Genomic DNA, 20245 nt, shown 5'->3' with positions numbered 1-20245 from the left:
TTAGCTTACTATTTAGTAAGTTAAGACAAAAGGCTTAAGAAAGATGAAAGCGATAAGCACATCAATCTAAGCCTTTTTTTATACCTGTCATTCAATACATTGGTACTCTAGATTGTCAGCCCACTAATACAAAAGCGCTAAATTGACTTTAAATTTCCAAACGCATCTTTAAAGCCTACCCCCAATCCCCTTCAAAAAGTTAACTTTCGTATGCGCCTTTATAAACGGATCCCATTCATCTTTTAATTAAAACCTTCGTTATTAATCTAAGCTTCTCATTAAAATTTTTAAGCATTCTTAAAGGTCTGTCTCGCTTATCTTAAAAAATGTTTTTTATAAAAGAATAATATGGATCTTCTAAAGAAAAACTATTGACAAAAATCGAGGCTACATGGGAAACAAAGGCAATAAGAAAGTTGTATTTGTCACAGAACAAATAGGCCTAAAGTTAAAAATAATAACACCTTCGGCCCATCCAACATAAAAACAACATGAAACGTCAAACAGAATCATAGACTTGAGTAAAACGGCCCTATTAGACATCTCAAAACCATCGAGCCAAGCCTATGAATTGGTTTAAAATTAACCGCATCAACTGCAGGTTTTAACCTATAGCAACTCACTTACACGTTTATGTGCTAAGACTAATACATACTCAATTTCCAGCGACTCAAAATGATTAGCTTGAATATCGTGCTTCATCTTGTCATTTGCCCGCCATGCATAAGGTGCCATATCCAATAGCGTTAATGCCTGTTCACCAGTAACAGATAAGGTAAAGCTCAGTGTCTGAGTCTCCTTTACCGATAATGCTGAGGGTAAATTCACTTTGAAAGGTTTTTCTACTAAGTCAGAATAAATGTATTCCCTGAGTTGCCATAGGTGTCGTGGCCCAGGCATAACCAGTAACATGGTCCCATCGTCTTTCAATATCCTGATAGACTCTTTTCCCTTTAACGGCCGATCAATAACAGTAATAAAATCCACACAATTATCGGCAAAGGGTAATTTTTTAGAGGAGCTTAAACACAAGATCCCAGGAGTCTGCGCCTTCGCGGCAGCAAAAATGGCATTTTCTGCGTCCGCTACGCCCACGTACTGGACGTTTAGCGGATTTTCGACCTCAGCCAGCTTGGAAGCTAAAGCACGCAAGAAGAAGCCCTCAGCGCATTCATAATCCAATAAACAAGCATCAGGCGTAATAGATCCAGTAATTATCTCAGCCAGTTTATCGATTAAAGGCGAAAAGATGCCTGATTCGAGCAGAAAACGCTTAGCTCTAACTTGCTCGCGCGTATCACCAGTCGGCTTTTGACGTTGTGGTTTAGTAAAAACCCAATATCCTTGCTCATTTCGATCGAAGTGATGCTTATTAACACAATAAAAACCTTGGGAGGCTTTGTGTTGTTTTAACGCAAGTCCGCAGGTTGGACACTGATATTCGAGACCCATATAAAGCTCCAAAATGAGTTAAGCTTCAGAAAATGAGGAAGCTCCAAAAACAAAAATCGGGTACTTGACCCGATTCTATTATTTATTATCTGCCTATGATGACCAAACTCGCGTGGCTACAAGAAGATAAATCCACACAAGATGGCACCCAGTGCTAAACGATAGATTACAAATGGGGTCATTCCCATGCGGCTGATGATTTTTAAGAAGTAATGAATACAGGCATAAGCTGCAACAAACGAAATCAGAGTTCCTAGGATTAACGCTTGATAATCAATCGGAAGCTCACTTTTCGCCAGATCTTTACCCACTAAAATCGCCGCCCCTAAACTCACAGGCACTGACATTAAGAATGAAAAGCGGGCCGCAGCATCACGACTCAAGCCTAACATCAGCGCCGCTGTCATAGTGGCACCAGAGCGCGAAGTCCCTGGGATCAAAGCCAGAGCCTGCGCGAAACCAATTAACAAGGCTTTACGCCAGCCAGTCTGATAAACCGTTAAATCGCGGCGCGACATCTTATCGGCCCACCACAACAATAAACCAAATACCACTGTCGTGACCGCGATAACCTCAGCATTACGTAGATGAGTCGCGATAAAATCCTTTGCCAGAAAACCAAAAAATACCGCAGGCAAGGTCGCCAGAATAATCCACCATGCCAGCTTACTATCTTCAGATTGTTGACCTTTGAAAATGCTCGCAATCCAAGCATTAAACATAGCCCATAACTCGTGTCTAAAATAAATCACCACAGCAAATAACGACCCCGTATTCACCGCTACATCGAAGGATAAGCCTTGGTCTTCCCAACCTAAAAGCTGTGCGGGTAAAATTAAGTGGGCCGAGCTAGAAATAGGTAAAAACTCGGTTAGCCCTTGAATAAGCGCTAAAATAATGACCTGAAACGTATCCATGACAATCCTATCTATAAATTAAAACGTCAGCCCTGGGGGCCATTCAAACGTCACAGGCCAAAGTCGCTGTGAATCTTTGTCATACTCTTGCCACAAACTTGCGTAGCTTTTATCTACCACGGGATGAATCAATTCCGGCGCTAACTCGGCTAATGGCCATAACACAAAGGCATTATTGACTATCTCTGCACGGGGCAGCACAACAGGTGTTTGGCACACCACATGGTCGTAAAGCAGCAGATCTAAATCTAAGGTTCTTGGGCTAAATTTCTTCGCCCCGGCAAGCCGGCCGTGATTCTGCTCGATTTGCTTAAACTGTGCAACTACCGCCGCTATATTAAGATCAGTTTCAGCGCTAGCAACCATATTCAAAAAGTTAGTGCCACTGAAACCTACCGCTTCACTTTCATACATAGAAGAGAGGCGCAATGGTCCAAAACACGCTCGTAACGAAATTAATCCCGCTTGCAGATGCTGTTTAGGCTCGATATTGCTACCCAGACTGATATAAATACGTGCCATGCTAATGTCCGATTTATCTGAAGATAAACACTGTTTCTCAATCAACAGCGCAGTTGATCAAGTACTCATCTAACGTGAACGTTCAATCTCGACGCCAACCGAAGCTGCCGTTGCGACTGCTCCCGGCTTCATCACCACAACTTTCACCCAAGCCACATTAAATTCTTGAAGTAGGCAATCGGCCACGCGCTCGGCAACCGTTTCTATTAACTCGATTGGATGCTCAGTAACAAGTTGGGTTAATCGATTGGAAACTGTCTCATAGCACAGCGCATATTGATAATCGTCTGTCGCAGCGGCGGGTTTGTTATCCCACGCCATGTCTAAATCTAATAACAGGCTCTGCTGGATTTTCTTTTCCCACTCATAGACACCAATCACAGTATCAATGCGTAATTGCCGTATAAGTACCTTATCCATGCTTTCTCCAACTAACGACTATGAGGTCTGATAAGCTAAAAGCGATCCTAGCTGTATAATCCGCAATCTTCTGACAGATAACTAATTTACTTTCTACTCGAGCCAATCCACAGTAGGATAACGCCCTAAAAGGATTTGCTCATTCAGAGAATATCTCAGCCCCAACAGGGCGAGTTATCGCACAAACCTATAGCGGGATTGGCAACTGGGTCAGCTTTTTAAATTGTTGCGCGATAATACCTTAAGACGCGTAAGGAAACCAATGTGAGTCCATTAACACAGACACTTTTGATGATTTTGGCCGCCTACTTAGCGGGTTCAATCTCAAGTGCCGTGCTGGTTTGTAGGATGAGAGGTCTACCCGATCCAAGATTGCAAGGTTCAGGTAATCCAGGCGCCACCAATGTACTAAGAATTGGCGGCGCGAGTTCGGCTGCCATGGTGCTGTTTTTCGACATGCTCAAAGGTGCCGTGCCTTCTTATTTAGCTTACCTCATGGGCATAGATGCAGTGTCACTCGGGCTTATCGCCATCGCCGCATGCCTTGGACATATTTATCCGGTATTTTTTGGCTTTAAAGGCGGCAAAGGCGTTGCTACCGCCTTTGGCGCCATGGCTCCCATTGGCGATGATTTAGCGATTTGCTTAATGGCATCTTGGGTTATCTTGCTGTTAATTAGCCGCTACTCGTCCCTTGCCGCGATTCTTACCGCCTTACTTGCGCCCCTTTATACTTGGTGGCTAGACGACAGATTCACTATTCCAGTTGCCATGTTGTCGACGCTTATCATTATTCGCCATAAAGACAATATTCAGCGCTTACTCAAGGGAGAAGAGTCCAAAGTGTCACGCAAGAAGCGCCCTAAAAAATCCTAAGATAACATTACACCCAATAAAATTACCCTAATAAAAAACTGCGCTAAAAGCGCAGTTTTTTTATTTCAGCATAAACCTATCGGCATGAACAAGCTGTTAAGCCCAGCTGACTTAAGCCACAGGTGGCAAGGTATCTAACGGCCATCGAGGTTGACCTTTTACCGCTAAATCTTCGTGCTGCCCCGCCTTTAAGCGCTGCAATCCAGCAAAGGCAATCATGGCGCCGTTATCAGTACAGAACTCACCGCGAGGATAAAATACTTTTCCACCTAGAGAGCCCATCATTTCAGCCAAGGTTTCTCTTAAGCGCGTATTTGCACTCACGCCACCGGCAATCACTAAGCGGTTATAGCCAGTTTGCTTCAGTGCGCGGCGACATTTAATTGCTAGCGTATCGACCACGGCTTCTTCAAAGGCACGGGCAATATTGGCGCGCGTTTGCTCATCGTCAGGTTCAGCAGCAATAGTATTAGCGGTAAAGGTTTTTAAACCCGAAAAGCTAAAATCGAGTCCGGGTCTGTCGGTCATAGGTCGCGGGAATTTATACCCTGCAGGTAAACCTTTAGCAGCAAGCTTTGCTAAACGCGGACCACCGGGATAATCCAGCCCCATCAACTTGGCCGTTTTATCAAACGCTTCGCCCGCGGCATCGTCAACCGACTCGCCTAATACTTCATAGCGGCCAATCCCATCGACTTTAACCAACATAGAATGGCCACCAGAGACTAATAAGGCCACAAAGGGGAACTCAGGCGCGTCATCTTCGAGCATAGGCGCCAGTAGATGTCCTTCCATATGATGCACACCGATAGCAGGCTTGTCCCAAGCAAACGCCAGTGACCGCCCTACACAGGCGCCAACAAGCAAAGCACCAATTAAACCTGGGCCCTTGGTGTAGGCAATCCCGTCGAGATCAGCCATTTCAGTATTTGCATCTTTCAGCGCTTGACGAATAAGCGGCACAATTTTGCGCACATGGTCACGTGATGCCAGTTCAGGCACCACACCACCATAGTCAGCATGCAGCTTAACCTGACTGTATAAAGTGTGCGATAATAAGCCCAGCTCATCGTCATAGACGGCGATACCTGTCTCGTCACAGGATGTTTCAATACCTAGAACCCGCATGGTGTCTCATCAATTGCTAACTAAAAGGGCGCTAATTCTACCTGCAAGTGCTCAATTACTCCAGCCGCACAAGCCATATTGAGTACACTATAGGACTGAGCTCAGTTTTAGGGCTTTACAAGCCTAGGTGTCTCGGTATAAAATTCCGCACCATTTTAAATAGACTTGGTTCGAGCAATTGAACCAGAACAACCTACACCTAAGGGGTGATGGCGTATGCCAATTATTAAAGTACGTGAAAACGAACCATTCGACGTAGCTCTGCGTCGTTTCAAGCGCTCTTGTGAAAAAGCTGGTATTTTAGCCGACGTGCGTGCTCGTGAATTCTACGAGAAGCCAACTACTGCACGTAAGCGCGCAAAAGCAGCTGCAGTTAAACGTTTAGCTAAGAAGCTTTCTCGCGAAAACGCACGTCGCGTACGTTTATATTAATCTCATATGAGCCTAATTGATCAGCTAAAAGACCACATGAAGCAGGCCATGATCGCCAAAGAGAAGGCGCGCTTGAGCACTATTCGTATGGCATTAGCCGCCATCAAACAGATTGAAGTGGATACCCGCGAATCTCTGACTGATGAACAGGTTATAGCGGTCTTAACCAAAATGGTGAAACAACGTCGTGACTCGATTGCTCAGTTTGAAGCAGCGGGTCGTAACGAGTTGGCCGACGTGGAAGCAGCAGAGATTCAAGTTATTGAAGCTTTCCTGCCTACCCCTCTTACAGAGGCGGAAGTCGCGGCGCTCATCGATGCAACTATTGTAGAAGTAGGTGCATCCGCCATGGCGGATATGGGCAAAGTAATGGGAGCATTGAAATCTAAAGTGCAAGGACGTGCAGACATGGGCGCTATAGGCGCTATGATCCGTGCAAAATTGCAATAATTAGCGTTTCACTGTATGAACAAGCCGTGCCTATGCGCGGCTTGTTTGTTTAAATTCGCGCAAGGCGGGATTTTAAGCACTCAATGGCAATACCTCGTGATTTTATCAATGAGCTAATCGCTCGCACTGACATAGTCGAACTTATCGATCGTAAGGTGCCCTTGAAAAAGGCGGGTAAGAACTACTCGGCCTGTTGTCCTTTTCATAGCGAAAAATCACCTTCGTTTACCGTCAGCCGTGATAAACAGTTCTATCATTGCTTTGGCTGCGGTGCTCACGGCAACGCCATCGATTTTGTGATGGAGTATGACCGACTCGATTTTATTGATGCCATTGAAGATTTGGCGGGCCAGCTTGGATTAGAGGTTCCCAGAGAACAAGGCACAGGCAAGCGACATGATGACGGTTTAAGTCGTGACTTATACCAACTCATGGAAGAAGCGAGCCTTTACTTTCAAAACCAACTTAGACAACACCAAGATAAACAAAAAGTTATCGATTATCTTGCCTATCGCGGTTTATCCGATGATGTAGTCGAACATTTTGGTATTGGCTTTGCGCCAGACGGTTGGGATGGCTTATTGGGCCGCTATCGTCAGAATCAAGATGCGCAGGATAAGTTACTGACTGCGGGGATGTTAATTAGCAACGACAGTGGGAAACGTTACGACAGATTTCGTGACCGCCTCATGTTTCCTATCCGCGACAGGCGCGGACGAGTCATTGGTTTTGGTGGCAGAGTTTTAGGTGATGGCACACCCAAATACTTGAATTCTCCAGAAACGCCCATATTTCATAAGGGCAATGAGCTTTATGGTCTCTATGAACTAAAGCAACGCTATCGCGATCCAAACAAAGTACTGATCGTTGAAGGCTATATGGATGTGGTGGCATTGGCGCAATTTGGCGTCGATTATGCTGTCGCATCATTAGGCACCTCGACCACAGCAGAGCAATTCCAGCTTTTGCTGCGCAGCGCTAAAGAAGTGATTTGCTGTTACGACGGCGACAGAGCGGGTACTGAAGCGGCATGGCGCGCCTTAGAAACAGCATTGCCATTATTAAAGCCGGGCGATCAAGTGCGATTTATGTTCCTGCCTCAGGCAGAAGATCCTGATTCTATGGTACGTAAAATTGGTAAAGATGCATTTGAAACCTTAATGGACTCTGCCATTGCACTACCCGAGTTTCTATTTGACACGTTAGCGACAAAATACGGTACAGATAAAGGCAACTTAGCGAAACAAGCTTTTATCTTAATTGAAAAAATTCAAGACACTGTGCTGCAAAATTTACTACTTGAGAACTTAGCTCACAAGTTAGGAATGAACAGCTCAGAAGATATGAAAAAGAAGCTAGGCTTTAGCGTGAAACAAGCTAAACCAATGGCAAGTAAAGGATTAAAAGGACGCGGTACACCATTGCGACTCGCCATCGCACTGTTAGTACAACATCCTAAACTGGGTATGGGTTTACCCCCACAACCCGCACTCGCCCACTTGCAGATGCCAGGCATAGAATTGCTGCCACTGTTATTGGAGATGACTCGAGAGCAAACGTTAAACAGCGCACAACTACTTGAACAATTCAGAGAGCACCCTTACAGCGGCACTCTCCATAAATTGGCCCAATGGGACCATCAAGTGGCGGATGAAAACTTGCTCGAAAAGTTTAAACAAACCCTGGTTTGGTTGAACAATCAATATATTGAACAACGATATCAGGAATTGAGTCTAAAACAGACTCATACAAAAGAAGAGAAGATGCAGCTCTCGAAGCTGATCTCAGTCATGAAAGGGTTAAACTGAGGCAAAAATGTCCTCATTCGCTACCCCTGTGACTAGCACAGAGATGTGCACACGGCTATAATTGACGATTTGCGCGGCACTTGGCTTATGCTAAGTGTCCGTCGTTGTAACAGTTTCCCAACTTGGATGATATCTATGGATCATACTCCGCAGTCGCAACTTAAGCTGTTGCTTGCCAAAGGTAAAGAGCAAGGTTACTTAACCTATGCAGAAGTGAACGATCACTTACCTGCAGACATGGTCGATTCTGACCAGATCGAAGATATTATCCAGATGATAAATGACATGGGTATCCGGGTATTCGAAGAAGCCCCAGATGCCGATGACATGATGATGTCGGAAGACAACACAGACGAAGATGCCGCTGAAGAAGCCGCTGCCGCACTCGCAACAGTAGAAAGCGAACTTGGCCGCACAACCGATCCCGTGCGCATGTACATGCGTGAAATGGGTACCGTTGAGCTTCTGACCCGCGAAGGCGAAATTGTTATCGCCAAACGCATCGAAGAAGGCATCAACACAGTTCAAAGTTCTGTCGCCGAGTACCCGCAAGCGATCGCGATGATCCTTGAGCAATTCGACCAATTTGAAGCCGACGAACTGCGCCTATCTGATATTATCTCTGGATTTGTTAACCCGGACGAAGAAGACGTCGCACCGACAGCAACTCACATCGGCTCAGAATTATCTGAAGAAGAGCTGGACGATGAAGATGACGAAGATGATGACGAAGACAGTGAAGATGAAGAAGAAGGCAACAAAGGGCCTGATCCTGAAGAAGCACGCGAAAGATTCGCTCAACTGAGAACCGCCTACGAAAGTGCACTGAAAATTATCGAAGCTAAGGGCCGTGAACACCCAGAATCGGTAAAAGCACTATTCGAAATTGGTGAAATCTTCAAAGAATTCCGCTTAGTACCTAAACAGTTTGACCGTTTAGTAAAAAGCATGCGCACTATGATGGATCGCGTACGTGTTCAAGAACGTTTAGTGTTAAAACTATGCGTGGAACAAGCCAAAATGCCGAAGAAAAATTTTGTTAAATTCTTCACTGGCAACGAAACCAACCTCGATTGGTTCAACACTGAAAAAGCCTCAACTAAACCTTATGCCGAAGGCCTAAGAATGGTTGAAGACGACGTGATCCGTTGTCGTACTAAGCTTGCAGCAGTTGAAGAAGAAACCGGCTTAGCGATTTCAGCCATTAAAGACATCAACCGTCGTATGTCAATCGGTGAAGCTAAAGCCCGCCGTGCGAAGAAAGAAATGGTTGAAGCAAACTTACGTCTGGTGATTTCTATCGCGAAGAAATACACCAACCGTGGTCTGCAGTTCTTGGACTTAATCCAAGAAGGTAACATTGGCTTGATGAAGGCCGTGGATAAGTTCGAATACCGTCGTGGTTACAAGTTCTCGACCTATGCAACTTGGTGGATCCGTCAGGCGATTACTCGTTCTATTGCCGACCAAGCGCGTACCATTCGAATTCCAGTGCACATGATCGAAACGATCAACAAGCTGAACCGTATATCTCGCCAAATGCTACAGGAAATGGGCCGCGAGCCTTCACCTGAAGAACTGGCTGAGCGTATGATGATGCCGGAAGATAAGATCCGTAAGGTACTGAAAATCGCCAAAGAACCTATCTCCATGGAAACTCCAATCGGTGACGATGAAGATTCGCATTTAGGTGATTTTATCGAGGATACGACCCTCGAACTACCACTGGACTCAGCGACCAGCGAGAGCTTGAAGAACGCCACACACGAAGTGTTAGCAGGTCTAACCGCCCGTGAAGCAAAAGTATTGCGTATGCGTTTTGGTATCGATATGAACACTGACCACACTCTTGAAGAAGTGGGTAAGCAGTTCGACGTAACCCGTGAACGTATTCGTCAGATTGAAGCTAAGGCACTGCGCAAACTGCGTCACCCTTCACGCTCAGAAATCTTAAAATCATTCCTAGATGAATAGGCCGTTACCAGCCTAAAGTCAGCTAAGTAAGATTTGAAGCCCTGCCTATGCAGGGCTTTTTATTGCCTCTCATACGCTAATATCGACATCAGCACAGTATCGAAGCCCTAAATTTAGGCGACGATTACATTTAAGTTGATTAACAGATAACCAATTGAATCAGTTGTGTGTATTTCAAGCCAAAACACGGGTGACAAGCGTAAGTAAGCTTAGTATACTTCCACCCGCTTCAGGTAATGACGATTACCTTAAGTCGGCCCCTTAGCTCAGTTGGTTAGAGCACACGACTCATAATCGTTAGGTCCACGGTTCAAGTCCGTGAGGGGCCACCACCCAATACAACGAAGAAGCCCATTGATTCAATGGGCTTTTTTGTATCTAAAGCACACCCATTCTCACCTTCGAAATACCTGAACCTAGGAACGATCGCACCTATATCGCACAAACTGCATGCAACCCCATGCAAAAGGGTGCAAAACATCAGTCTAACCAAACTTCAAGGCAATTCAAGCTACAAATTTATTCTATCTAAAATGGAACACGCATTAGGTCGTGTCAGCATCTTAGAATGATAAAAGTTAGGGAGTTAATAGAGTGCAAAAAAACGAAGCTGAAGATGACCCGAAAAGAGTAAAGCGACGCTCTAACGCGTCGCTTAAGATGAAAGTATCAATCTTGACGAGTCCAGTGTTCAACTCGTCCAATTACAGCATTTTTTAATAATGCTTACTTACCTGATAAAGCGTGTGCAACTTATAGAAGTTCAATGGGCCTGAGAGCAAAGAAATAAAGGATTAGGCCCAATATCAACATGCTATAAGCCAATACCCGTCAGCCAACATTTAGGTTTTTTTTCCTTTATCAGCCGCCCCTCCATAGAGTCTTCAACTACCATTTCTACATGTTGACTATTATCTGTCCTCTCATTCCCCCCCGTATTTCCCCACATCACGGTTCCAAGATTTTGCTTTTTGGTCGAGGACTTCGATTCTGACTCAAGTGCATATTGCTTTGCTGAAGAAATAAAATTTTCAATATCCTCGGCCGTGTAGCGTACAAGACTACCAATCTTAATAAAGCTTGGTGCATGCCCCAGCTCAATTGCAGTTGAGCCCTTAGCTCGGCTCTTCTGTAATGCGCTAACTGACATAGACAACCTCATCGCGGTTTGTTTTTCGTTGTATAGCCTTACATCTGACATCAAATAACTCCTAGTGGGTAGACCCGCGAAGAATATCTGGTGCGTAAAAAAAACAAAAAAAACGATTATGTTTGGTCTAGAAATCTTGTGCACACTCCTCATTAATTTTTTTATGCATAATCGAAATTTCTGCCTTTTGAAAAAAATTTGCATGCTATTGCCATCTTAAACAACAAAAGGCAAAACAAATGAAACTCTACCAACTTATGTGGGATCTTCTACTTCATACATTCAACCTGATTATTGTGGGAGCGCCAAACAACGATGTCATTCAACAGTTTCACAAAACCTTCAATGTCAGCGGGAGCGGAAATGAGCCGCAGAACAAAAACCTTAAATTGATCCAGGTTGTTCACGAATGGCACTCAGGTAAACGAAAGTTTCTGACCGTTTCAGTAAAAGATATACCTAACTTTTACATTCGGATTTTAGATATCAAAAACTTCCAGAATAACGATACTAACGAGCTAGTCCCCAACAGCCTAGCAGCCATGAGTTTTTATAGCAGAGTGAGAGAAAGCAGCACGGGGAAATTGAAAACAAGAAAAATTTGCGACCTTACGCCAAAACAAGATTTGGATAACGTTATTTCAGCTCATCTGCTTAAACTCGCCAAACCTCAATTCCACTTGACCTCCACAAATCTCCTAACGCTTGATGAGTATCTGAAAGAATATGAAGTGGTTTTGATATCAAAAAACCCAAAAACAGCGCGAAATAAAATCAATATCATCCGTTATCACTTCAAACAATTCCTAGCATATCCTATTGATAAAATAGACTTAAAATTACTAATTCTCTGGAAGGAAAGCCATATCAGAAAGCTAACAACAAAACAGAAACAACAAAGTGAATGTCCATATGATTTGGCAGAATCAACACTTAAAGGCGCAATTTCATCACTCAGAGCAGCTTTACGATCGGCTTCCGCATCACCATTTCATAATTATAAAATTCCGGAGGAGATCATTCACACTAGCGAGCTTAAATTTATTCCCAAAAACTTGGTGCATAAATATTACAGCCAAGAAGAGCGAGTAGAAATTTACCAAAAATTATTTGTACGAGACCGGAACAAACTGCTTGGAAAAATAGGTTCCTGCCCGTTCTACGACTACCTGACACCTCTAATTTTAATTTGCATCTACTTAGGGTTAAGGCCGAGCTATGCACTAAAAATCAAAAAAACAGATATTTATTGGGAAAGTAACATGCTGATTATTCGAGGAGATAAGGGAAAAGTTAAGCAGCCACAATACACTCCATTGTGTAATGGCCTCGATGTTATTATTAAAGAATGGTTACAACATCCAATTCACTCCTCAAAAAGTCAATGGCTTTTCCCTAATCCAATTGATCATAAATCACACCTAGTAGACTACAGTAAATTAGTCAAAAACTTCAAAAAAACGCTGAGTTTTGAACACTTTGACTTTACAACTGTTCGTCATACATCTGCGACACATTTTCAATCTGGGGGCCATGATATCTTTAAAACGCAACGGTTCCTTGGCCATGGAAATGTCACGACAACGTTGCGATATTCGCATCATACGGATTTGGATATCAAGCGTTGTTACACTCAATACTCCGAGATGGTAGATAACGAGATCCTTCAGGCCAGAGCACTAGTAGCAGGTACGAAGTAACGTCAAAATCTCGTAACTCAGAATATGACGGTATAAATTTAACGACAGAACAGTGAAATTCTCATCGTGCGTTTCTAGTTATTCAGGACATACTTTCCTGCAAAGCGAGAAACCACGATGATGCAATCGACTGCGTTTGAACAACAAGCCCACAATCTGCTGATGGTCTTCGAATTGATGACCTATGTAATTAAAAAAGAGATGCCTGATAGCAACACCTTTTCTTACGAGGACAACGTTGAGCAAGAAATACTCCTGCACATGCTTAAACAACGCTTAGTGCGTGAAAAAATGTCCGCCGTTCAGATTGAACTCGCAATTTCATTTGCTGAGCAATTTATGAAAACAGGGCTAATTTCCATGGCACAGACCTAAGTAAAAGTTGAAAGGCCAAATCAATAGGAGTAACAAATGGAACACTCAACTTTTATTCATGTAAATCAGCTTAAAACATTTAGTCCTCGGAATGAACACTGCAAAGTCGTGTTGCTTGCAGATATTAAACTGAACGACCAAACATCAATAGAGCTGCTGTTTACACGCTACATTTATCTTCACTTAAATATAGATGGACATGTTCTAGGTGTGAGTATTAGCCAATCTATTTTTGAGGAGCATCCTGAGTTTAGCTCTCAGTTTTTAAACGACTTAGAAATGATGCAGCTTTTGCTCATGTATGTTGATGATATAACAAATTTTTGCCAATTATTTGCCGCAGAGTTTGAATATGTCTTAGGGTATCACCCGACAGTCTACTTTGAAGCCGCGGAGCAATATTGGGAAAAGCAGATTATTGAAGTGCAATCTAACGCGCCTCAATAATCACCTACTAGCGAACCTCACGGTTCGCTTTTTTTATTTGCTTATAGCCTTAGCTCAATCTAAGTCGCCAACGCCCACAAACTGCGACTAACAGTTAAAATCGGCCATACACTAAACATTAGAGTATCCGACCTGTAACCCACGTTTCCAATACATCAGCCAGTTTAATGAGTTGTTCTTGATGCTTGGATTTGTTTTTCGCTAGGTTTTGGATATTCAATAGCTTCCATCTCACCGCAGGTAGTGCCGCGACGCTCGGTTCATCAAACAATGACCAATCAGGCTGACCCTGTTTAAAGGATAATAAAAAGTCTCTGTCTTTTGCAGTAAAGTGATGCTGCAACGCTATCAGCATTTCTGAGCGAGTTAAAATCAGCTCATCGAGTTTAATCGGCTTTGTCGTCATTCCATTGAATTCAGTTTGAAAGCTTTCATCAAGCGGTTTCCAGCGTGGAGACATCACTTCATTAATAGGCCTTGGATGGCTAAGTGTATAAGTGAGAAAGCCGACCAAAATCTCTCGACTGATCCCCTCTTCCGCCAGCAGCATTTTCACATCGAAAAGATCCCTTGGGTGCTGTCTATCCATCGCTGCACATAACTTACCACCGTATAGATCAGGCAGGCTTACAACGGGGATCTCTGCATACCCAAATTCTTCTTCAACTAACTCAACGACTGGCATTAATACCGCTTTGTGTAGCGTACCTCTCGCAACAGGAGAGACTTCAATTTTTATTGTGACTCTATCACTTGTCACGACAACCCTGAGCTCATCATATTTATTGTCTTGAAATACTGCACTAAGGTTCGGTTGTAGATTGATCTGCGCAGTCAAACGACCAAGCGCTTCCTTCACACTTTGTAGCGCTTGTTCCCTTGGCTCCAAAGGAAGATAAGCCAAATCGATATCGACCGATAAGCGTGGGAAGTTGCGCACAAATAGGTTGATAGCCGTACCGCCCTTTAGGGCAAATACCTTCTCTTGGGCGACGAGCGGCAGCATCCGAATAAGCAAGGTCACTTGCTGGTAGTATATCGATGACTTATTCATATTGATTTTCTTCTGTCTTAATAAACGATGCCGGCACTGTTATTTGATACCGCCCATCGTAACGGCCATGAGCCACCACCTGACGCTTTCCCGCGCCTAGCGTGATTTGCTGCTCATCTAGCCTTTTGCTCCACTGGTGTTGATAGTAGTGGCCTAAAAAGAGAAATACGCGATTAGCTTGTACGGCTTCACTTCGATTCAGTATTGACTGTATTTTACGTGGGCTGAGATTCACTAACCCTTGAAACAGCTCCGCGGCATGCTCAAAACTGATATGTTTGCCAATGGCATTGACGACCTCATAGGCTGCAAGCTCCGCACAACTTGCCTTAACTTCCCTATTGTTCACCCCTATAGTAATAAAGTCTTTTTCCAACGTTTGAGTCAGCTTGCTACTGGTATAGAAAAGCCAATTTTGCTCCTCCAATTCGCGGAACCACTTTGGCAACGCCTGCTTACTTTGACAGCCAACCCAAACTTGCTCGCTGCTTAGTTGAAGATAATGACTAAGCCCTTGATGCGTTAGGCTACTGACTCCCGCAAGGTGAACAGGAAGCTTTAGCTGCTCATTCACAGCCTTGAGCGCTTCAACCCAATGAGGCTGTAACTTGCCTGTTGACTCAGGACGAACGTAAACCCCCGCACTTATCTTGTACAACCAACCACTCTGCACATATTTTCTCACCAAAGATGAGCTGATCTCATTTTGTGTCAACCACGACTGAAGCACTACCGCACCAGGACTCGTATGATTAATCAGCCAGTTTATTTTTGATGACATAGTTGCACCATAAGTACCAGAATATAGAGTAAATTAAACCAACTATAGAAGTAGAGTTTATAAATTGCAATTACTTAGTACCTTTAGTACATCTTTATCGTAAAATACAAACTAGCAGGATGAGGGGATGATTAGTTACCAGCAAAAGGCTAAGAAGGGATTCTTACTTAAAACGTTAAACTTAACCCCTGAACCGACAGAATTTCCGGTGCCAAATTCTAGTTATTGATAAGGACAATAACGAGGAGTTAATAATGAGTCAGTCACCGTTTATTCGCGTATATCAACGTAAATCAAAAAGCCCTTGGGATGATCATAGTACCGTCTTGTTACTCGCTGACATTGACGAAAATGATAACGATCCTAGAGCATTACAATTCACTCGATATATCTATCTTCATCGCGACATCAAAGGACAACACTTAGGCATTAGCATCAGTAAATCACTTCTTGAGGAGCATGCTGAGTTTGATACTCAGTATTTAATGGGCTTAGAAATGATGATGCTATTGTTGATGTATAAAGATGATATTTCTGCCTTTTGCGAGTTGTTTACCGCGGAGTTTCAACAGATATTCGGGTTACCCCCGATTCCCTATTTTGACGCTGCCGAACAATTCTGGGCTGAGCAGATTATTGAAGCCGAAGCTAACATTCAGCAGTAATGTTAAGCGTTAGCCACTTACTCGCGAACCCGAAAGGGTTCGCTTTTCATACCGAATCAAACTTGTGCACAAATTAAGTCCATAGATCATATTTGATGATGCTCTAGCAACGTGTTACAACACAAACGCTTTGGGACATTTTCGAGTTAGGACTTTTGCTCTAATGACAACATTTAAGATTACCAAAAGTATGAAAAAGCTCTAAACCTGTGGCCAGTTTTACTTGACCACTACAAACCGCCCAGTAAGTTGATCATAGTATCCTGCCTACATATAAATTAGTACGAACTACGATCCTTTCTAACTGTTATTCTTCGTCCGCCTTAAGATTTTTATAAATAAACAAGTCATCTTCTATTTTAAAAATAACTAAGATTAAAAGCTTTAAGTAAAGTAAATAGGAATTTTCATGTAGATGAATTTCTGTCGGATTTGCCTGTGTACCATGTAAATAGCTATTTCTTAAGTCGTGCCCGTTTGTAAACTCACTTTTGTTTAAATAGTAATTGAAGTAATTTTGCTCAGGTATTGCGAAAAGTGAACTTCCAAAAAACACTAGTCCATCATTACTCATATGCATAACCTCGTCTTGAATATCGGCAGGATAATGGTGTAACGAGGCGACCTCATTTTCAAAAACATCTCTTAATATTAAAATTCGGTTCCAATTTGTAACTTGAACGCAATTATTTTCATCGACAGATATATAATTATTATCTATCAAATAATTTAAATGCTCAAGCTGATGTTCTTCGTAATTTCCGAAATCGATTTCTTCTTCATTCACCAATAAATCAACAAAGTTTCTGTATTGCTTGTCTTTGAACGGGTCAAGATAAGTCAACAGAGTTTGATCCGAAAATAGCAGATAAGTTAGAAAATTAACTTCTTGGTCATCCTTATTGACATATATGTATTTATTGCTATTTAAGCTTGGAATGTCTTTGATGGCTGTAGGGCCAGACGACATTTGTAGAAGTTCAAAATCAATATGTCCATTTTCTACAAATAATTTGTATTGCTTCAATATCGACTCGAACTCAGGTGCGATTGTTCTTATTTTCTCTAAAGCAGAAGCATTTTGAGTAGGAATTGTAAAATTGGCGTTACTAGGTAAGTCAAATAATTCCGGTAGAGTATTAGTGAAAACTGTTTTTAGAATATCTTCTAATGAACACCCAAGCCCTTTTAGTACGTTGGAATATGTGTAAATTTGGCCCATAGATGCCATTTCTAATCAGGGCCGGATTATAAATTGTTAAATTGGTTAACAAACCTATCCAGTCGAACGAATTTCATTCGATTATGGATGATTTATATCAATCAATAATCTCGCATTAAGTCGACTTAAGAACAAAATAGCTAAATGTTAACAGAATTTACAAAGCATAATCTCACCCTGCATTTCTAATTGTGTGAACGCCACACCAAAAACGTATTCAGTTTTAGATCTAACACCTAAAGTTCTTTCAAAAATTCCAAGCTGATTTTCTTTGCTGGTTAAAGCTACAATATTCTGTTCATCCACGTACTCAAAAAGTGTCTCGAAGTTTCTGTACAGAATATATGGGTGATTATTTTCTTTAATGTAATCCAAGCTAAATTCGTAATGGACTGTACCCTGCTCAATCCAAGCATGTTTAATTTTAGAAGCATTTTCGGGATAACTGATAGCTACCCCGTATTCAAATGATGAACTAGAACCACTATCGAAAAACTCTTTAATAGACTGTTGGTGTTTTCTCTTAGCTGCTAATTTAGTTTTATCTGAGATTCGGAAGTCACTATGTTTTTTAGAATTTTGTATTATTGGCAGGTAGTTAGTATTGCAATGCCCTGAGTCGATGTACGAAGCAATTATGCTTTCTTTATCTTGAATAGTTAAACAACTAGGTAGGTACAACTTCGTTTTATTGAAACTATTTTCGACTTCATATATAGAAAGAAGGATCTCTGCACTCTGCTGGTCACTTTTTAAAAACTCACAGAGAACAAGCTTATATTTATCCACCAAATTTTTATGGCTCAACAAGTGCCTCACTTGATGGGGGAGGTTCTTTAAAACTTCTTCTATTTGAGATGGCGATATATTTTTATATTGTTGATAGTTATTCATTAATAACCAGAAACTATCATAGTAACCGTAATCTATATTTTCAAAATATGACAGGAAGTTACTATCATCAATATTAGTTATGAATTTACCAATTAAATTTTTAAAAGTATTAACTTTTTCTTTGTAAGCAATAATATCTGTATCTGACCAACTTTTAAGGTATATGCCGTTTTCGAAAAACAGCGATATATTGTACAGTTCAAGTATATCGTTTATATCGTTTATATCGTTTATATCGTTTATATCGTTTATATCGTTTGCTATTTCGCTATTCAATAATCGCTCTGCTTTTGATAAGTAATGACCACTCGACATGTCGTGTATCGAGTGAAATACAACCCTATCTCTATCTGACTTGTTCATAACAAACATTAACCTTGTAATTTCGTATCATTGTCTCTTTTACTAAGATATCGATTTTATACTTTTATTACAAACGCTTATTAGCATGTATCACTTTGATCTGATCCAGCAATAGTGGACACTTTGTACTGAAGGATCCCCTCATAAATCAGCCATAGCATAGCCATATTTGAGCAACTGATTGGCGAATAATACCCAGGCCGCCAGCAATTCTTTCTCCGTGATTTGATAATCAGGCCGCCTGAGTACCTCCAATCCCAAGCGAATCGTTGAGAGTACCGTTCGATGCCCAATGGTATTGGCCTGAAAATGCTTATCCCAGCCCTGTTGCTGTGCGTGTAAACCAACTAGCCACAACAGGCATTGAACCATCAACGCTATCAGTAGGATGATGTCGAATCGCTCTGGACTGTTGGTACGACTTTGGCGTAAGCCAAAGCCGTATGCCGGGCTTTTGAGGTCACGAAAGGTTTCCTCTATTTGCATACGTTTGGCGTACAGGTTTACCAGCTGCTTTGGGCTCCGAGATTCTGGTGGTAAATTGCTGGCTAACACCCAAGGCTCTTTCGCCGATGTTGAGTACGTTTTTGCCGATGGATGGTGGCAATTAGTCCTCGTTGAACGCTGATTTGTACGCCCCTTAGGTTTGCTACGATAAAGCGTGAGATGGCAATTGATAGGGTTAGTTTTGGTCAAGGTCTTACAACCCAGGCTCTTCGCTTGACCGTTGGCCAAGTCATGTGTACTGCGAACTGCACGCCAATTTTCAGCGCCAATATCTGCAAATTGAACTGTACCGCGAATACGGCTTAGCCAAAACCAACCATGCGCCTCAACCTCTTTGTACCAAGGCACTTTGAACCCCGCGTCAGTCACGATGAGAGGGGTAACATGCAAAGGTAAAATCTTGGCTAAGTCCGCTAAAAAACCGTTGTGGGAGGCCTTAGAGCATTGTTCTGATAGGGGATAGGACTTCTCATACAGGGTAATAGAGCGGCCATTGAAGGCTATTGAGGCGCGCAGGGCCATGATGCGTTTATGCTCTCGGATGTCTGACCAATCGACGAGCACAATCGGCATAGGGTTACCAGAACAGATGAGGCTGGCATGCCATTGGTAGACAGCTAACCGTTCTTGATGCAGATGCGTGTTGCCGAGCAAACGATCAATGCGCTTGATGTTGTGCTTGGTTCGGGCCGTGGTTGGTAAATTTCGACCTAACTCAGTCAAGGTCAGTGTCTTACATTCAATCAGTGCCTTAGAGGCCAGCATCAAGCTGTTTAATCGTTTTAGGTGAAGTTCTGGGCAGTATTGGTGTAAAGAATGTTGTAGGATATTGGCTTCGCGCATCTTGTTGTCCAAGTGTAGTTTTTGGCGAAACCATTTGATCATGCAACAAGATGCGCTTCCACCCTAATTTGATGATTTATTTGTAAATCATCAGGGGATTCTTCAGCACTTTGTATCATTACTAAAACTTGGCCAATTGGCTCATGATAACAAGTAACCTGTCTTAGCGCTGTGGCGCGGAATGGGGCATAAATGAGTTAACCAACTAGCCCATTTGGGAAGCAAAATCCTGTTATACACACCGTCCTCGCCTGGAACTTATGCG

Annotated in this window: 20 protein-coding genes and 1 tRNA gene; 10 read left to right on the top strand and 11 right to left on the bottom strand. The window is 42.6% G+C overall.

Features of this window, described 5'->3' with window-relative positions:
- Positions 1-609: 609 nt before the first annotated feature.
- The 4 genes from AYJ58_RS08865 to folB form a co-directional block, all read right to left on the bottom strand.
- Positions 610-1452 carry a putative RNA methyltransferase gene (locus AYJ58_RS08865; protein WP_106649818.1) on the bottom strand — a complete coding sequence of 281 codons (843 nt, stop codon included), beginning with the start codon at positions 1450-1452 and terminating at the stop codon, positions 610-612.
- A 116-nt stretch (positions 1453-1568) separates the two neighbouring features.
- Entirely contained in the window at positions 1569-2369 is an 801-nt protein-coding gene (locus AYJ58_RS08860; RefSeq protein WP_106649817.1) for an undecaprenyl-diphosphate phosphatase, read from the bottom strand.
- Between the two features lie 18 nt (positions 2370-2387).
- Complete coding sequence (folK, locus tag AYJ58_RS08855) at positions 2388-2891, bottom strand: 2-amino-4-hydroxy-6-hydroxymethyldihydropteridine diphosphokinase (protein ID WP_106649816.1); 504 nt, start codon at positions 2889-2891, stop codon at positions 2388-2390.
- Positions 2892-2960: 69 nt separating this feature from the next.
- On the bottom strand, positions 2961-3311 hold the full coding sequence (folB, locus tag AYJ58_RS08850) for a dihydroneopterin aldolase (RefSeq protein ID WP_106649815.1): 351 nt from the start codon (positions 3309-3311) through the stop codon (positions 2961-2963).
- Positions 3312-3575: 264 nt separating this feature from the next.
- Here folB and plsY point away from each other — a divergent pair, with 264 nt between their 5' ends.
- Positions 3576-4187, top strand: a complete 612-nt coding sequence (gene plsY / locus AYJ58_RS08845; RefSeq protein WP_106649814.1) for a glycerol-3-phosphate 1-O-acyltransferase PlsY — start codon at positions 3576-3578, stop codon at positions 4185-4187.
- Positions 4188-4298: 111 nt separating this feature from the next.
- Here the strand turns inward: plsY and tsaD are convergent, their stop codons facing one another.
- A complete protein-coding gene (tsaD, locus tag AYJ58_RS08840; RefSeq protein ID WP_106649813.1) occupies positions 4299-5315 on the bottom strand; it encodes a tRNA (adenosine(37)-N6)-threonylcarbamoyltransferase complex transferase subunit TsaD in 1017 nt (338 codons plus the stop codon).
- Positions 5316-5531: 216 nt separating this feature from the next.
- Here tsaD and rpsU point away from each other — a divergent pair, with 216 nt between their 5' ends.
- The 5 genes from rpsU to AYJ58_RS08815 all read left to right on the top strand — a co-directional run bounded on the left by rpsU (position 5532) and on the right by AYJ58_RS08815 (position 10311).
- The gene (gene rpsU, locus AYJ58_RS08835; RefSeq protein WP_006080725.1) at positions 5532-5747 is read left to right on the top strand and encodes a 30S ribosomal protein S21; all 216 of its coding nucleotides are present in this window, start codon (positions 5532-5534) and stop codon (positions 5745-5747) included.
- 6 nt (positions 5748-5753) lie between these two features.
- The gene (locus AYJ58_RS08830) at positions 5754-6197 is read left to right on the top strand and encodes a GatB/YqeY domain-containing protein (protein ID WP_006080724.1); all 444 of its coding nucleotides are present in this window, start codon (positions 5754-5756) and stop codon (positions 6195-6197) included.
- Positions 6198-6280: 83 nt separating this feature from the next.
- On the top strand, positions 6281-8005 hold the full coding sequence (gene dnaG / locus AYJ58_RS08825) for a DNA primase (RefSeq protein ID WP_106649812.1): 1725 nt from the start codon (positions 6281-6283) through the stop codon (positions 8003-8005).
- 135 nt (positions 8006-8140) lie between these two features.
- On the top strand, positions 8141-9979 hold the full coding sequence (gene rpoD, locus AYJ58_RS08820; RefSeq protein WP_106649811.1) for an RNA polymerase sigma factor RpoD: 1839 nt from the start codon (positions 8141-8143) through the stop codon (positions 9977-9979).
- A gap of 255 nt (positions 9980-10234) precedes the next feature.
- A tRNA-Ile gene (locus AYJ58_RS08815) sits at positions 10235-10311 on the top strand.
- Positions 10312-10793: 482 nt separating this feature from the next.
- On the opposite strand, the gene AYJ58_RS08810 is transcribed toward AYJ58_RS08815, so the two are convergent.
- Positions 10794-11180: a hypothetical protein gene (locus AYJ58_RS08810; RefSeq protein ID WP_157825773.1), complete on the bottom strand. Its 387-nt coding sequence runs from the start codon at positions 11178-11180 to the stop codon at positions 10794-10796.
- Between the two features lie 188 nt (positions 11181-11368).
- Here AYJ58_RS08810 and AYJ58_RS08805 point away from each other — a divergent pair, with 188 nt between their 5' ends.
- From AYJ58_RS08805 to AYJ58_RS08795, 3 genes are all read left to right on the top strand, one after another.
- A complete protein-coding gene (locus tag AYJ58_RS08805) occupies positions 11369-12829 on the top strand; it encodes a tyrosine-type recombinase/integrase (protein ID WP_106649809.1) in 1461 nt (486 codons plus the stop codon).
- A gap of 117 nt (positions 12830-12946) precedes the next feature.
- Positions 12947-13204 carry a hypothetical protein gene (locus AYJ58_RS08800; RefSeq protein WP_106649808.1) on the top strand — a complete coding sequence of 86 codons (258 nt, stop codon included), beginning with the start codon at positions 12947-12949 and terminating at the stop codon, positions 13202-13204.
- Between the two features lie 36 nt (positions 13205-13240).
- Positions 13241-13651 (top strand): hypothetical protein, encoded by a 411-nt coding sequence (locus AYJ58_RS08795; RefSeq protein WP_106649807.1) that lies wholly within the window; start codon positions 13241-13243, stop codon positions 13649-13651.
- 118 nt (positions 13652-13769) lie between these two features.
- Here AYJ58_RS08795 and AYJ58_RS08790 read toward each other — a convergent pair whose 3' ends face one another.
- Together AYJ58_RS08790 and AYJ58_RS08785 are read right to left on the bottom strand one after the other, a co-directional pair.
- Positions 13770-14705: a nucleotidyl transferase AbiEii/AbiGii toxin family protein gene (locus tag AYJ58_RS08790; protein ID WP_106649806.1), complete on the bottom strand. Its 936-nt coding sequence runs from the start codon at positions 14703-14705 to the stop codon at positions 13770-13772.
- A complete protein-coding gene (locus tag AYJ58_RS08785; RefSeq protein ID WP_106649805.1) occupies positions 14698-15486 on the bottom strand; it encodes a type IV toxin-antitoxin system AbiEi family antitoxin in 789 nt (262 codons plus the stop codon). Before AYJ58_RS08785 ends, AYJ58_RS08790 begins: the two co-directional genes overlap by 8 nt.
- Before the next feature lie 254 nt (positions 15487-15740).
- Here AYJ58_RS08785 and AYJ58_RS08780 point away from each other — a divergent pair, with 254 nt between their 5' ends.
- On the top strand, positions 15741-16151 hold the full coding sequence (locus AYJ58_RS08780; RefSeq protein ID WP_106649804.1) for a hypothetical protein: 411 nt from the start codon (positions 15741-15743) through the stop codon (positions 16149-16151).
- Between the two features lie 307 nt (positions 16152-16458).
- On the opposite strand, the gene AYJ58_RS08775 is transcribed toward AYJ58_RS08780, so the two are convergent.
- The 3 genes from AYJ58_RS08775 to AYJ58_RS08765 form a co-directional block, all read right to left on the bottom strand.
- Positions 16459-17382 carry a hypothetical protein gene (locus AYJ58_RS08775; protein WP_157825772.1) on the bottom strand — a complete coding sequence of 308 codons (924 nt, stop codon included), beginning with the start codon at positions 17380-17382 and terminating at the stop codon, positions 16459-16461.
- Between the two features lie 138 nt (positions 17383-17520).
- Positions 17521-18630 (bottom strand): hypothetical protein, encoded by a 1110-nt coding sequence (locus AYJ58_RS08770; protein ID WP_157825771.1) that lies wholly within the window; start codon positions 18628-18630, stop codon positions 17521-17523.
- A 141-nt stretch (positions 18631-18771) separates the two neighbouring features.
- Positions 18772-19980 carry an IS4-like element IS10A family transposase gene (locus AYJ58_RS08765; protein WP_001206290.1) on the bottom strand — a complete coding sequence of 403 codons (1209 nt, stop codon included), beginning with the start codon at positions 19978-19980 and terminating at the stop codon, positions 18772-18774.
- Positions 19981-20245: the final 265 nt, after the last annotated feature.

Source organism: Shewanella sp. Pdp11 (assembly GCF_002838165.1).
In the GTDB taxonomy this organism is placed as follows: Bacteria; Pseudomonadota; Gammaproteobacteria; order Enterobacterales; family Shewanellaceae; genus Shewanella; species Shewanella hafniensis.
This window is presented reverse-complemented; position numbering and strand designations above follow the sequence as displayed.

Bases quoted from the DNA above. Each gene is read 5' to 3' on its own strand.
- AYJ58_RS08865 (WP_106649818.1), bottom strand. From the start codon at position 1,452: ATGGGTCTCGAATATCAGTGTCCAACCTGCGGACTTGCGTTAAAACAA.
- AYJ58_RS08860 (WP_106649817.1), bottom strand. From the start codon at position 2,369: ATGGATACGTTTCAGGTCATTATTTTAGCGCTTATTCAAGGGCTAACC.
- folK (WP_106649816.1), bottom strand. From the start codon at position 2,891: ATGGCACGTATTTATATCAGTCTGGGTAGCAATATCGAGCCTAAACAG.
- folB (WP_106649815.1), bottom strand. From the start codon at position 3,311: ATGGATAAGGTACTTATACGGCAATTACGCATTGATACTGTGATTGGT.
- tsaD (WP_106649813.1), bottom strand. From the start codon at position 5,315: ATGCGGGTTCTAGGTATTGAAACATCCTGTGACGAGACAGGTATCGCC.
- rpsU (WP_006080725.1), top strand. From the start codon at position 5,532: ATGCCAATTATTAAAGTACGTGAAAACGAACCATTCGACGTAGCTCTG.
- AYJ58_RS08830 (WP_006080724.1), top strand. From the start codon at position 5,754: ATGAGCCTAATTGATCAGCTAAAAGACCACATGAAGCAGGCCATGATC.
- dnaG (WP_106649812.1), top strand. From the start codon at position 6,281: ATGGCAATACCTCGTGATTTTATCAATGAGCTAATCGCTCGCACTGAC.
- rpoD (WP_106649811.1), top strand. From the start codon at position 8,141: ATGGATCATACTCCGCAGTCGCAACTTAAGCTGTTGCTTGCCAAAGGT.
- AYJ58_RS08810 (WP_157825773.1), bottom strand. From the start codon at position 11,180: ATGTCAGATGTAAGGCTATACAACGAAAAACAAACCGCGATGAGGTTG.
- AYJ58_RS08805 (WP_106649809.1), top strand. From the start codon at position 11,369: ATGAAACTCTACCAACTTATGTGGGATCTTCTACTTCATACATTCAAC.
- AYJ58_RS08800 (WP_106649808.1), top strand. From the start codon at position 12,947: ATGATGCAATCGACTGCGTTTGAACAACAAGCCCACAATCTGCTGATG.
- AYJ58_RS08795 (WP_106649807.1), top strand. From the start codon at position 13,241: ATGGAACACTCAACTTTTATTCATGTAAATCAGCTTAAAACATTTAGT.
- AYJ58_RS08790 (WP_106649806.1), bottom strand. From the start codon at position 14,705: ATGAATAAGTCATCGATATACTACCAGCAAGTGACCTTGCTTATTCGG.
- AYJ58_RS08785 (WP_106649805.1), bottom strand. From the start codon at position 15,486: ATGTCATCAAAAATAAACTGGCTGATTAATCATACGAGTCCTGGTGCG.
- AYJ58_RS08780 (WP_106649804.1), top strand. From the start codon at position 15,741: ATGAGTCAGTCACCGTTTATTCGCGTATATCAACGTAAATCAAAAAGC.
- AYJ58_RS08775 (WP_157825772.1), bottom strand. From the start codon at position 17,382: ATGGCATCTATGGGCCAAATTTACACATATTCCAACGTACTAAAAGGG.
- AYJ58_RS08770 (WP_157825771.1), bottom strand. From the start codon at position 18,630: ATGAACAAGTCAGATAGAGATAGGGTTGTATTTCACTCGATACACGAC.
- AYJ58_RS08765 (WP_001206290.1), bottom strand. From the start codon at position 19,980: ATGCGCGAAGCCAATATCCTACAACATTCTTTACACCAATACTGCCCA.